The organism is Pseudophaeobacter profundi, assembly GCF_029697505.1.
Lineage (GTDB): Bacteria > Pseudomonadota > Alphaproteobacteria > Rhodobacterales > Rhodobacteraceae > Pseudophaeobacter > Pseudophaeobacter profundi.
In genome coordinates, this window is sequence record NZ_JARJEF010000012.1 from 108,036 (window position 1) to 121,221 (window position 13,186).

The 13,186-nt window shown below is 56.6% G+C and carries 12 protein-coding genes and 1 pseudogene; 10 read left to right on the forward strand and 3 right to left on the reverse strand.

The window, feature by feature from the left end; genetic code table 11:
• Positions 1-6 precede the first annotated feature (6 nt).
• From P2081_RS17070 to P2081_RS17080, 3 genes and pseudogenes are all read left to right on the forward strand, one after another.
• Positions 7-555, forward strand: coding sequence for a F0F1 ATP synthase subunit B' (locus P2081_RS17070; protein ID WP_278924075.1), 549 nt, complete (start codon positions 7-9; stop codon positions 553-555).
• A gap of 4 nt (positions 556-559) precedes the next feature.
• Entirely contained in the window at positions 560-1,120 is a 561-nt protein-coding gene (locus P2081_RS17075) for a F0F1 ATP synthase subunit B (RefSeq protein ID WP_278924076.1), read from the forward strand.
• 499 nt (positions 1,121-1,619) lie between these two features.
• A pseudogene (locus P2081_RS17080) lies at positions 1,620-1,809 on the forward strand (transposase); the annotation flags it as partial.
• A gap of 18 nt (positions 1,810-1,827) precedes the next feature.
• Here P2081_RS17080 and P2081_RS17085 read toward each other — a convergent pair.
• Both P2081_RS17085 and P2081_RS17090 read right to left on the reverse strand, forming a co-directional pair.
• A complete protein-coding gene (locus P2081_RS17085; RefSeq protein ID WP_278924077.1) occupies positions 1,828-2,781 on the reverse strand; it encodes an alpha/beta hydrolase in 954 nt (317 codons plus the stop codon).
• The gene (locus P2081_RS17090) at positions 2,771-3,508 is read right to left on the reverse strand and encodes a GntR family transcriptional regulator (protein WP_278924078.1); all 738 of its coding nucleotides are present in this window, start codon (positions 3,506-3,508) and stop codon (positions 2,771-2,773) included. The genes P2081_RS17085 and P2081_RS17090 overlap by 11 nt, the downstream gene beginning before the upstream one ends.
• 86 nt (positions 3,509-3,594) lie before the next feature.
• On the opposite strand from P2081_RS17090, the gene P2081_RS17095 reads away from it, so the two are divergent.
• The 7 genes from P2081_RS17095 to P2081_RS17125 are packed head-to-tail and all read left to right on the forward strand — an operon-like array spanning position 3,595 to position 11,395.
• Positions 3,595-4,464 carry an alpha/beta hydrolase gene (locus P2081_RS17095; protein WP_278924079.1) on the forward strand — a complete coding sequence of 290 codons (870 nt, stop codon included), beginning with the start codon at positions 3,595-3,597 and terminating at the stop codon, positions 4,462-4,464.
• On the forward strand, positions 4,464-5,576 hold the full coding sequence (locus P2081_RS17100; RefSeq protein ID WP_278924080.1) for a C45 family autoproteolytic acyltransferase/hydrolase: 1,113 nt from the start codon (positions 4,464-4,466) through the stop codon (positions 5,574-5,576). The genes P2081_RS17095 and P2081_RS17100 overlap by 1 nt, the downstream gene beginning before the upstream one ends.
• Positions 5,577-5,616: 40 nt before the next feature.
• The gene (locus tag P2081_RS17105; protein ID WP_278924081.1) at positions 5,617-7,173 is read left to right on the forward strand and encodes an ABC transporter substrate-binding protein; all 1,557 of its coding nucleotides are present in this window, start codon (positions 5,617-5,619) and stop codon (positions 7,171-7,173) included.
• Positions 7,174-7,195: 22 nt separating this feature from the next.
• Positions 7,196-8,143, forward strand: a complete 948-nt coding sequence (locus P2081_RS17110) for an ABC transporter permease (RefSeq protein ID WP_278924082.1) — start codon at positions 7,196-7,198, stop codon at positions 8,141-8,143.
• Entirely contained in the window at positions 8,140-8,982 is an 843-nt protein-coding gene (locus P2081_RS17115) for an ABC transporter permease (RefSeq protein WP_278924083.1), read from the forward strand. The genes P2081_RS17110 and P2081_RS17115 overlap by 4 nt, the downstream gene beginning before the upstream one ends.
• 1 nt (position 8,983) lies before the next feature.
• Positions 8,984-10,747 (forward strand): ABC transporter ATP-binding protein, encoded by a 1,764-nt coding sequence (locus tag P2081_RS17120; RefSeq protein WP_278924084.1) that lies wholly within the window; start codon positions 8,984-8,986, stop codon positions 10,745-10,747.
• A 15-nt stretch (positions 10,748-10,762) separates the two neighbouring features.
• Positions 10,763-11,395 carry an FMN-binding negative transcriptional regulator gene (locus P2081_RS17125; RefSeq protein ID WP_278924085.1) on the forward strand — a complete coding sequence of 211 codons (633 nt, stop codon included), beginning with the start codon at positions 10,763-10,765 and terminating at the stop codon, positions 11,393-11,395.
• A gap of 221 nt (positions 11,396-11,616) precedes the next feature.
• On the opposite strand, the gene P2081_RS17130 is transcribed toward P2081_RS17125, so the two are convergent.
• On the reverse strand, positions 11,617-12,921 hold the full coding sequence (locus P2081_RS17130) for a ferredoxin reductase family protein (RefSeq protein WP_278924086.1): 1,305 nt from the start codon (positions 12,919-12,921) through the stop codon (positions 11,617-11,619).
• Positions 12,922-13,186 lie beyond the last annotated feature (265 nt).

Here is a 13,186-nt window from a genome sequence, read left to right on the forward strand (position 1 = left end):
GACGACATGGCATCTAATACGCAAGACGCAGCTCACGGCGCCGCCGAGGCCGCGCACGGCTCTGCTCCGGGCATGCCGCAGCTGGATTTCTCGACCTTCGGGAACCAGATCTTCTGGCTGGCTATCGCGCTGGTCGCGATCTATCTTATTTTGTCGCGTGTCGCGCTGCCCCGCATTGCTGCGGTTCTGGCAGAGCGTCAGGGGACCATCACCAACGACCTTGCTGCGGCGGAAGATCTGAAAGCCAAAGCAGTTGAGGCCGAAGACGCATATAACAAGGCGCTGGCAGATGCCCGCGCTGAAGCCCAGCGTATCGCCGCAGAAACACGCGCCGAAATCCAGGTTGGCCTGGACGAAGCGATTGCCAAAGCGGACGAACAGATTGCTGCCAAGACCGCCGAGTCTGAAAAGGCCATCGGTGAAATCAAGGCTGGCGCGCTGGAAAGCGTGAAACTTGTGGCCGCAGATACCGCCGAAGCTCTGGTAACAGCGCTGGGTGGCAAAGCGGATGAAAAAGCAATCGCCACTGCGGTTGCCGACCGGATGAAAGGATAAGGACATGCGCACAGTTCTTGCAATTGCCCTCACCCTTGGGGCCACCAGCCCGGCTTTCGCAGCCTCTGGTCCTTTCCTGTCGATGAGCAACACCAACTTTGTTGTGCTGCTTGGCTTCCTTCTGTTTGTTGGCATTCTGCTCTTTGTCAAAGTACCTACCCTGCTGGGTGGCCAGCTGGACGCCCGTGCTGACGGTATCCAGAAAGAGCTGAACGACGCCCGCGCCCTGCGTGAAGAAGCCCAGACCATTCTGGCTTCTTATGAGCGCAAGCAGCAGGAAGTTCAGGCCCAGGCCGATCGTATCGTGGCTGCGGCCCGTGATGATGCCGCTGCGGCGGCCGAAGAGGCCAAGGCGGACCTGGAAATCTCCATCGCTCGTCGTCTCGTTGCTGCGGAAGAGCAGATCGCTTCTGCCGAAGCCTCGGCTGTGAAAGAAGTGCGTGATCAGGCGATTGCAATCGCTGTTGCTGCCGCCGATCAAGTGATCGCCAAGCAGATGACCGCGACCGAAGCCAACAAGCTGATCGACGCGGCCATCACAGACGTCAATGACAAGCTGCACTGATCGAACAAGGATCACTGTATCTGACTTAGAAAACCCGGTCCCAGTGGCCGGGTTTTTTGTATCCGCACCACGCCTCATGTCTCGCTACAATACGTGGCAGAACCTCTCATTGGTAACTGCTGCTGACAGGCTCACCGAAGTGGCATGACACAAGGATCTGGGCGCATTTCCAATCGATTGCAGCCACCCTGAACCATCTGTATTGGGCAGACGCCCTGATATTGCAGCGATTGAAAGGAAACGAGCGGTCGGAGAATACCATCACGCCCTCGCTGATCAGCCCGTCAGGCCGGACATTCCCCCTCAGATAGCTCCTCTGTGGAGGCACTGCTTTGAATGGAGACCAACGAACCATCGAATTCGCATCTGTAGCAGGGTCTTTTCTGCACCGGCTGTGAATGTCGCAATCGGGCTGCCAGAAGAGATTGCTCATGTCACTGCTCCATTTTCGAAGTCGTGAAACACGCGCCGCGGCGGAAATCAATGCATCCTACCTCAGCTCCCAAGCCGAAAGCACCGCAAGGCGACTGTGGGGTACGACAAGCGCCGATACACCCGACGCAATCGCATCGATACCATTGTTCGGCAGGCTCTCGGACTGGCGGCGTGTGGCGACACGCTATGATCGCTGCCCCAAGGTCTTCCAATCAGTCATCGCTCTGGCCGCCGCCGTAATCTATTGGATATGAATTCTGACCCTAAATTCGTCAGTCGATTTGCGTGGCGATATCTTCGACAATGCGGAAAAATTGCCGGAGTGCACGAGGTGAGATGTTGCCGTGACACATAAAACTATGAAGCATCCCTGGCAGGCACTCCGCTTTCGCTCGAACGCCGCGCTCTGTTAGGTGAAGCGCAAAATCCATTCCCATATCCCTCAACGGGTCGCATTCCGCAGTATAAATTTGGGTGGGAGGCAGCCCAGCGAGGTCAGGGTGGGTGGGAAGAGCGTTTTCAGGCAGGCTGCCCTCGGATGGTGTGTTTAAATAGGTTTCACAGAACCATTGCATTTCCGACATGTCGAGATTTACGCCACGGGCGTAGGTCTCAAGCGATCCCGACATCGCACCACCGCCCGTGAACGGGCGCATGTCTGTCACTGGGTAAATAAGAGTAAGACCACAAAAGGATATCTTTCCCTGGGCGCGGGCATATAGCGCTGCGTTTACCGCAAGGTTCCCACCAGCACTTTCTCCCATCAAGAGCATTCGATTTGGATCGATGCCCAAGTCAGGAAATCTGTCTGAGAGCCAGTCTATTGCACCTCGCGCATCCTCAAGAGCAGCAGGAAAGCGGTGCTCAGGAGCGAGGCGATACCCCACAAAGATGACTTGGGCACCGAGCAGATGTGCAAGTGCTCGCGAATGGGTGTCGTAAGCAGCCGCGTCACCAAGAACGAAACCGCCGCCGTGGAAGTAGATGATCGCGGGCAAGAGACCATCCATGTCCGAAGGGCGGTAGATATCGATGCTAAAGCTACCTCCACATTCCTGAACAGTGAGGTGGCGAAGGTCCATCGAATGACGAATGGGGTAGCCATTTGCGAGGAACATGTCCCGCATGGCTGAACGGGCGTCTTCAACGGGCATGTCCTGTAGCGGAGGCCCGCCGGCGGCGCGCCCGCGCTCGAGCATCCGGCTCAAATCTGGGTCAAGCGTCATGACTGTTCTCACTTGGCTGAGTTTCGCCGGAAATATGGGCGGCAATGCGCCTGCGAAGAAGCGTGAGATCGTGCTGTTCGATAGCATCAACGATATCAAAGTGGTCCTGCGTGGCGCGCTGTAGCTGGGCCACAGTTTGCCATTGACCGACCGGTGCGGCCGGTCCCAGTTGACGCAGATCCAGTATCAACTCGCGCATAACTTCATTGCGGCAAAATCCATAAAGCATAGAATGGAAAGCGTAATTTGCCTCGATTTGCGAAAATGAGGTGCCGTTGTAGGCAGCGTCTCTGAAAGCTTCTGCCAGTTCCCGTAGGCGAATGACGTCTTCTGGAGTTGCTTGTTCGAGCACATCCGCAGCGACATGGGATTCGAGCAGGGCACGAACCTCACCAATTTGTTTCTCGCGCACCGGATTGGGATCTGGAACCCGGTAGCCGCGGTTCTGAATGTGTTCCACCAATCGTTTGGAGTGCAGATAAGTTAGCGCATCGCGCACTTTGACCCTTGTGCAGCCATAGCGCCGCTCCAGATCGATTTGCTTCAGCCATTCACCTCGTCGAAGGACACCAGTGTTGATGTCCGCCATGATCCGTTGCGAGATCTCGTCCGGCCCGAGTTTTGATCCGGCTTTGTCTTTGTTCTCTGGCATCTTTTGTGGCGAGCCCTTTGCTGTGTTTCGAAGCAGGATAAGCAGAAAAATGAAGTGTTTCAATATCGCAATCATAATTGGCGCCAAAATAAAAAAATATTTTGACTCCAAAAAAGACGCCGGCTAACCTCCAGCCAACAAGTGTTCAGGAGACCTTAGATATGCTGCCACGTTTGCAGGACAGTCCGCAGGAACGCGCCCGCGCGCTTTATCTGACCGGAGAGACCACAATCATTGCCTGCCGTCATGACCCGCGGTTTTCTTTCATGCTCTACATTCCGCAGAGCGCCTGGGATGAGCCTGACCGTGAACTGGATTTACTGGTCTCTGTTCATGGCACCATGCGGTTGCAATCGCTTTATCGCGGTGCGTTTTCAGGCTTTGGTCGTTTCAATAACTGCGTGGTCCTCGCGCCACTCTTTCCGGTCGGAGTGCGGGGAGACATGGAGGCGGGTGGCTATAAATACATGGTCGAGCACGATATCCGTTATGACGAAGTGCTGCTGGCAATGGTGGAGCAAGCCGGGGAGCTGATTAATCGTCAGTTTAAGAAATTTATGCTGTTCGGCTTCTCTGGCGGAGGCCATTTCACGCACCGTTTCCTCTATTTGCATCCAAACCGGCTCAAGGCTGTGTCTATCGGTGCTCCGGGGTCGGTGACATTGCTGGATGAAACCCTGGATTGGTGGCCAGGTATCCGAAATTTCCAAGAGGTTTTTGGACGTGGCATAGACTTTCAGGCGCTCAAGCAGGTCAAAGTACATATGAGCGTTGGTGCGCTCGATACGGAAGAATGGGAAATAACCTTCCCTGAGGATTCACCGAAGTTCCTGCCCGGTGCCAACAGCGCAGGGCGCAATCGCAATGATCGTCTGCACAGCCTGCGTGAAACCATGCAAGCACGAGGCATAGACGTCTGGCATGATACCGCGCCTGGTGTGCCACACGACATGACCGGTGTTTTTCCGTATGTTGAGCGTTTCTTCACAGATGTCCTGAAGGATCGTTTGCCTGCGCCGGGTGTACGTTGATGGTTGCGGCACCGAAATTGGTGGAAATCGAAGGCCCCGCCTATGAGCGCGGCCGGTCGTACGGGCAGCAGGCCGATGTGCAGCTGCGCCACGGGCTGGGCGTCTATCAGGACTTGTTCCGCCAGCACGGGCTTGGTTGGGACAGCGTTCTTACATATGCAGCGAAGCTGCGGGAGGCTCTGGCCCCGAAAGTGCCGGATGCGATGGACGAATTGCGCGGCATCGCCGATGGCTCCGGTGTGCTGTTGGAGGAGGTGCTTGTTGTCAACGGTCGCAGCGAGATCATCAATCTACATGCGCAGCGCCCCGAGGACACAGCTTCACTTGATGACGGATGTACAGCCGCAGTGGTATTGCCGGAACTGAGTGCAAACGGGCGCCTATTGCATGTGCAAAACTGGGATTGGTTGCCGGATTGCGCCGACAGCACGGTGGTTCTGCGTATTCACTCGGAACGTCATCCTGACATCCTGACCTATGTGGAGGCTGGCGGCCTTGCCCGCGCGGGGTTCAATGATCAGGGCGTGGCCATAACCGGCAATAATCTGGTCAGCGGACAGGATGGCAAACGGCCATTCGGGGTGCCTCTTTCGGTGATCCGGCGCCGGGTGCTGGAGGCCGGCGGGTATTCGCAGGCGCTTACAGAACTTTACCGCCTGCCGCGCACCGTTTCGAACAACATGACCATTAGCTGTGCCCAGAGTGGCGATTGCCTGAATTTCGAAACCACCCCAGATGAGATCTACTGGCAAGCGCCAGATGGTCTGTGCCTGACCCATTCCAACCATTTCGTCACCGCAAGTGCCCGCTCACGTGAGCGAGACAAAGGCATCGCGCGGGGCGCGGATACCCTGTTTCGAGATCGGCGTCTGCGTCGGTTGATCGAGGGGGCCGGGCACAAGCACGGGCTGTCGAGCCTGGCGCAAGTATTGGATGACCGTTTTGGCGCGCCTCGTGGGATTATTCGTACGCCGGAAGGCAATGAGGACGAAACCAACGCGTATCTCTCAGCCACCGTTGCGATGGTTCTGATGGATGCAGGGGCAGGGGAACTGCGGGTGCGCCAGTTGCCCTATGCCAACAGCAAGACCAACAGCTACCGCCTGCACTGATGGGCGGAGAAAATTAAACTGAACAACAGGGAAAACAATCATGATGCATCGAAGCAAGGTATTGAAAACCGCTGTTCTGGCGACAGGGCTGACATTCGGCAACGTTCTGCCTGCGATGGCCGAAAGCGTCGTGCGCATGGCGCTGAACGCAGATATTCGCGGCACCAACCCCGGTGTAACCCGCGATGGGAATACGGATCAGGTACACGGCCATATCGTCGAAGGGCTGGTGACCTACGCTGACGATTTCAGCATCATTCCGATGTTGGCAGAGAGCTATGAAATCTCTGAAGATGGACGCACCTACACCTTTGCCTTGCGCCAGGGCGTGAAGTTTCACAACGGCGAAGAGATGACGGCGCAGGACGTTGAATGGTCTTGGAACCGGTTGGCAGGCGATGCATCGGAGTCGCACTGCAAAAATTTCTTTAATGGACAGAACAACATAAAAGTAACCTCGGCGAAGGCGGTTGATGACTATTCCTTTGTGATCACGCTTGAAGAACCCTATGCGGTGTTCCTTGCCACCATGGCACGTTTTGATTGCGGCTCGATGGCGGTTCTGCATCCAGACTCGGTCAATTCCGATGGCAGCTGGAACACCCCACTGGGAACTGGGCCGTATCGGATGGGTGATCATGCGCCAGGCCGCTATGTGGAACTCAATCGCTTTGCGGGCTACTCCAGCCGCGACGGGCAGCCCAATGGGTATGGCGGCGGCAAACACGCCAGCGTTGATACGTTGCGATGGGAAATCGTCGGCGAAGGTGCGGTATCAAAAACCGCCCTACAGGCTGGTGATCTGGATCTGGTGACCATCGATGCGATGACCGCGTCGGAGTTGCGCGGGCAGCCACGCTTTACAGTGGACGCCACTGCATCTGCGGTTTGGGATACCTATCTTCTGAATTCTGACGATCCGCTGCTGTCGGATGTACGCATTCGCCGGGCCATCGCGCATGCTATCGACCCGCAACGCATTATGGCGGCGATCACCGAAGGGTTCGGCACAGCGTCACCCTCGCCGGTTCCACCGATGTCGGCCAATTACACCGACGTGCAGGCGCAATATCCAGAGTACAACGTCGACAAAGCCAAGGCACTGCTTGAGGAGGCGGAGTACGATGGCGAAGAAATCGTCATTCTCGCCACCCGTCGAAACGGCGCCTATTACGAACGCGCACTGATGGCACAGGCGATGATGATGGATGCTGGCCTGAACGCCAAACTGGAAGTGGTCGAATGGGGCACCCAGCTGGAAGCATATCGCAATGGCACCGGCTATCAGATGCAAAGCTTCACCTTTTCGCCGCGCCTACATGCGGGTCTCAGTTTCGAAATGTTCACCGGTGATGCGGAACGCAAGGCCTGGAAAACCGGTGAGGCAGTCGGACTTGTGAATGAATCCTTGCGCGTAGGTGACCCTGAAGCACTGCAGGGGGTGATCGACAAACTGCACAACGGCTTTGTCGAAGAGGTCCCCGCCATCGGCCTTGGCCACAGGACTTTGTTCACCGGCATGTCAGACAAAATTGGCGGGTTTGAAAACTGGGGGGCAGGTCTGTTGCGCGGCTGGATGCTTACGGTGGACGGCTGATCAGCCGCAGGAGAAAGCAACCATGCTGACATTCATCCTTAAGCGGGTTCTGATGTCGATCCCCACCTTTGCGATCGTAGCAGTGATCATTTTCACGCTCGTGCGGGCGCTCCCCGGTGATCCGGCGTTGATGATGCTCGGTGGCAATATCGATGACGAGGCGTCGCTGGCGCAAATGCGGGCGCAACTGGGACTCGACCAGCCAGTACCGGTGCAATTCCTGGCATGGTTGCGCGAGGTTTTCTCGGGCAACCTCGGCACCTCGATCATGACCGGGCAAGAGGTGTCCTCTCTGTTGATACAGCGCTTCAGCGTAACGGCAACAGTTGTCCTGCTCGCAATTGTTTCGGCACTCCTGGTGTCGATACCGGCAGGCCTGCTGGCCGCACATCGGCACAATACCCGCACGGATTATGCCATTGTGCTGCTCACCATTCTGAAGCTTTCAATGCCCGGCTTTTGGGTGGGGCTGATGCTATTGGTGCTATTTGGCGCGATCCTGGGCTGGCTACCGACTGTCGGGTTTGTTTCTGTCAGTGACGATCTTGGCCGCGGCATGATGTATCTGATCTTGCCAGTAACCTCGCTGGCACTTTCGGAGATCGCGGTACTGACCCGGATGATGCGCGCAGGGAGCCTTGAGGTGATGGGCAAGGACTACATCACTCATGCACGCGCCAAAGGCCTCACCGAGCGCAAAGTGCTGTGGCGGCATGTGTTTCCAAATGCCTTTGCGCCGACGCTGACAATGGTGGGCATCATGCTCGCGGGGCTACTGGCTGGCGCCGCCGTGACCGAAACGGTCTTCACCCTGCCAGGGCTCGGCAAGCTATTGGTCGACTCGATCTATGCCCGTGACTACCCGGTGCTGCAGGGGGCGCTGTTGTTCATTGCCGCCGTTTATGTGCTGACCAACCTTGCCATTGATCTCACCTATTCCTTCTTCGATCCCAAGGTGCGCCTGACATGACTTTCACCAAACGACTTCTAGGCAAGGCCAACGGGATGGCCGGTGCGTTCCTTCTGGGGATCGTCTTTTTCATCGCCGTGCTTGGCAGCGTATACACGCCACATGATCCGCTGAAATCGGATCTGCTGAACCGCTTCGCCGAAGCCTCGGCAACCCATCCTCTGGGCACCGACATGTTTGGCCGGGACATCCTGTCGCGATTGATGCGCGGGGCTTGGGTTTCTGTGTCGATCGGGCTTGGTACGCTGGTGCTCCCGGTCGTGCTCGGTACGGTTCTCGGAGCAGCAGCCGGCTACTTCCGCGGCTGGTTCGACCGCATATTGATTATGATTTTGGACGCGTTGATGGCCTTTCCAGGCCTGCTCATCGCTCTGGGTCTGATGGCGGTGATCGGGGCAAACAAATACGGCGTGATCCTTGCACTATCAGTAGCTTACTTGCCCGCAATCACGCGCGTGGTACGCGGCTCGGTTCTATCGGTCAGCCAATCCGAATTTGTCGAGGCTTCGGCCACCATGGGGAATTCGCGTCTTTACACGCTGATTGTACATGTGCTGCCCAATTGTCTTGCACCGTTGATTGTGCTGACCACGATGATGTTCGGCTGGGTGTTGCTGGCGGAAAGCGCGCTCAGCTTTCTGGGGCTTGGCGTGCCGCCTCCGGAACCCAGCTGGGGCAATATCTTGGCAGAAGCGAAGGCGCATCTGATGCGTTACCCGATGTTGGGGCTGCTGCCAGGTCTGTGCATCTCGGTTGCGCTCCTGGGTGTGAACCTTCTGGGTGATGCACTGCGGGACGAGCTCGATCCGAAGTCAGCACCCTCAAAGGAGGTCATTTAATATGATACGTGGCACTGATACTGGCCAAGTTCTGACAATACAGAACCTCGAAATCTCCTTCGGCGCTCTGGCAGTTGTCAAAGGGGTAGATCTCTCGGTGGCACCAGGTGAGATTCTGGCCCTGGTCGGGGAAAGCGGCAGCGGCAAGAGCATGATCGGTCGCGCTATCATGGGGCTGCTGCCAGGTGGTGGCCGGGTCAGCGGTGGGCGCATCACCTTTCGCAACCAAGAGGTGACCGGCGCTTTACCAAGCACGCAAATGCGGCGGCTCCGCGGCAAGGAGATCGGCCTGATCTTTCAGGAGCCACTCTCCTCTCTCAATCCCAATATGCGCATCGGCGAGCAAATGTGTGAGGCGATGCGCGCGCATACGGATCTCAGCGAGGACAAGATCCGGGAGCGAGCACATGAAATGCTACGGCAGGTCCGATTGGACAACCCCGAGCAATTGATGAACCGCTACCCGCACGAGTTTTCCGGCGGAATGCGCCAGCGGATCATGATCGCCTCGGTCATGATGTTGAAACCTGCCTTGCTGATCGCAGACGAGCCAACCACTGCCCTGGATGCCGTGGTGCAAAGAGAGGTGTTGGACATCATCGCAGAGGTCGCCCGCGCCAACGGGACTGCGGTGATCCTTATTTCGCATGATCTGGCCGTTGTGGCAGCCTATGCAGCACAGATTGCGGTGATGGAAAAGGGCGTGCTGGTGGAGGCAGGCAGCGCCCGTGCCGTTCTTGGTTGCCCGCAACATGCCTATACACAGAAGCTGCTGGCCGCAGCACAGCTGGGAGCCCCTGAGCCAGTGAAGGGAGCCTCAGGTCCACCACTGCTGTCAGTTGAAGGGCTGCAGGTGGAGTTTAGCGACAAGCAGATGTTCGGCCTGTTCGGAAAGACTGTGAACCGCGCCGTAAAGGATGTCTCCTTGAGCGTGCAGCCGGGTGAATTTGTAGGTCTTGCTGGTGAAAGCGGCAGCGGCAAAAGCACAATTGGCCGGGCCATTGGAAAACTGGCCCCGATGAAAGTCGGCCGTGTGACCTTTGATGGCATCGACCTTGCGAACTGCTCGGCCGCAAATGAGCGTCGGCTTCGTCAACGTATCCGCTTTGTCTTTCAGGACCCTTTTTCATCGTTGAACCCACGCATGCGCGTTGGCCGTATCGTCGCTGAAGGATTGCGCCATGACCGGGGGCTATCTGCCGCTGAACGACAGGCGCGAGCGATCGACATGTTGGAGGCGGTCGGGCTGCCCCGTACAATGGCCGCACGCTTTCCACACGCGCTATCAGGTGGTCAGCGCCAGCGCGTCGCCATTGCCCGCGCCCTGATCAGTCGACCGGACCTGATCATCGCAGACGAACCCGTCTCGGCCTTGGATGTCACCATTCAGGCGCAGATCTTGATGCTTTTGAAATCGTTGCAGCGTGAATTCGGATTTGCCTGCCTGTTCATCAGCCACGACCTGCACATCGTCGAGCAGCTTTGTGCCCGGCTGTACGTGTTGCACAAGGGCAGGGTCATGGAGCAAGGGGAGACCGCGCAGCTTTTTGCAGCGCCGCGCCACCCCTACACCCGGCGCCTGATGTCGGCATCGCCGCGGTTGGAACAGGACGCCGAGGGACTGCAATTGGCCCAAACCCAACCGGTACTGGGCAGGCACGACAGCGACACGACGTTCTACGAGGACAGTGGAGACAATGCTGGTCCTTATCATCTGGCGGAAACAGCGCCCGGCCACTTCGTTGCCCTGCGGGGCACTGCCTAACATCAAGGTTCCAATATGACCCAACTTACACCGCGGCCTTATGTGCCGCGCCCATACGCCGCCGACGAAGATGAGGCGCGCCAAATGGTTCGCGCGTACCCCTTTGCAACTGTGATCACTCAGGGGAAGGAAACACCTGAGGCCACTCAGACGCCTCTGTTCTTCGAAACCGAAGATCCGTCGTGTCGCACCCTTATCGGCCATATCGCCCGTATAAATCCGCAGGCAGAGGATCTGATGGTGCCGGGGCAGGTGCTGGCGGTTTTCAATGGCCCCTCTGCATATGTATCTCCGGCTTGGTATGTCGAAGACGAAGATGTGCCCACATGGATCTACAGGTCGGTACATATCCGCGGTGAGATTGAACCGGTTGACGGACCTCCGATGCGCGCTTTGATGGAGCGCATCGTCACCTTGTCGGAGCAGCGCATTCAAGGAACATGGCAGCTGTCGCGTATACCTGAGCCAGACATCACGCGGATGATGCCGCGGATTATTGGTTTTCGAATTCACCTGACGGCCTTGCAGGGCATTTCCAAGTTGGAACAAACCCGGTCCGGCAAGAATCGCACTGGTGTTGCCGCGCGCCTGGAAGCTGGTCGCGAGATTGGCGGCGGAACTCTCGCCAAACTATTACGGTGCCAGTGATCGGCTTTCTTATGCAAAGTTTTCTAGCCATCCAGCGAAAGCGGACCTTCATTCTCGCACGATCACTTTTTCTGATGCTGCAAACCGCGCCACCTGCTGCAAAGAGGACTAAGCGCAGGAATTAGCGCAGTACAAAAGCGAGAATGATCGAGCAGAGTACGATATTCAGAACCCAGACCGTGAAAGCAACCCGTCGCCGCAGGCTCACATGTTTGAACGGATTAATCATAGTCGAAACGCTCTGTCAGAATGCGATGAGAGGGCGTGCCCTTCTTAATCAGATGATCTTCAACAGTATCCATCATGATTGTGGGGCCGCACATTACAAATACCCAGTCGTGCAACTCTTGATCTGAAAAAATGCGGTTTATCAATGCAGCATCGATAAAGCCTGTCTCTCCGTGCCAGGTTTCTGGGGGGTCCGACAGCACATAATATACGTCCTGTGCACCTAACTCCTCTCGATAGGCAATCTGATCAACCAGCCGGTTTCCATAGACCAACCTCACCTTGCGTGGATCGCCGCTCAGGCGCATTTGCCTGAGGATACCCAGCAGCGGTGCAAGCCCCACGCCACCTGCAATCAGAGCGACCCCAGGTTCGGTGCGACCGTCAACAGAAAGAGTTCCATAAGGGCCGTCAACATAAGAGACCGTTCCGGCCTTTATCTGGCCAATGGTTCGTGTGAAATCGCCAAGCTCTTTTATCATAAAGGATATTTCCGGTCCGCCTCCCGGTGCGGAGCAAATGGAGAATGGGTTTTCTTTCATCGAGAATGAACTGTGCCCCAGATTCAGCCATGCAAATTGCCCAGCCTTATAACGAAGGCCAGAATGGCCATCTGGCTTCAGCGTCACCTCCCATTGTTTGGGCGTCAACTGGGTGACGGAGGTCACTTTCCACGCGCGCACTCTATCCCGGAGAGGCACCAGCAGGTAAACATATAGCAGCGATCCAACGGCAACACCCGTCATTGCCAGCCACACCCAGGTCATCGCAGGCTGCGATCCATATCGCCCCGCATAGACCGTGTGATGCAACAAAAGCAACGCGATCAAGAGCGCGCTCATCCCGTGTATCAGGCGCCAAGTCTCATATTTGTAGTCCAGTTGCGTCCGTCCGACTGCCAGAAGAACAAGGCTTGGAAGAAGCAGATAGGCGGCAACTCCTGTGGACAGAGCAGAAAAATCAGTTGTGATTGTGAGTTGCCGCGTGAGGTCCCAGGGACGCTGACCACCCGAAAGCGTACCCTGGTAGAGAAAGGGATGTAGCAAGGCAAAACTCAGGGCAGTGCGCGCCATGACCTGATGAAGCCGCATGGTTACATCCATGCCAACGCTATTCGAAACACTCTTGAAGCGGCCAGACAGGACAAACTCCATAAGGATTATCGAATAGGCCAAAATGCCAAGGCCAGAGGCAAGTTCTTCGGGGAATGGTCGGGGTGGTCCGCCCGTCAACCACGATAAGATAAGCGGCAATGTGGCAGCGACAAGGTAGGCCAAGATCCAACACAGAGGTTTCATATATGCAGTTTATTCAACTTCCTCTGTTTGCTCAATTCCGCGCTCCCCGGTCTCGAAGGCAGTCTCGTTCTTTTGTTTGTACATGAAAACTCCGTGGAGTTTGTGATCGATGAAATCCGGAGGCAGTTGTCAGCAGTGCAGTTCTGGTGACCTGAGCCCCAAGTTTCCTCCACCTAGCGGAGAGTCCTTGGGGTTGGTTTGATGGCCCTACGCGGCCAGTTTGTCCATCGTTCTTTTCTCAGCAAATTCTCTGGGCGTCAGGTTT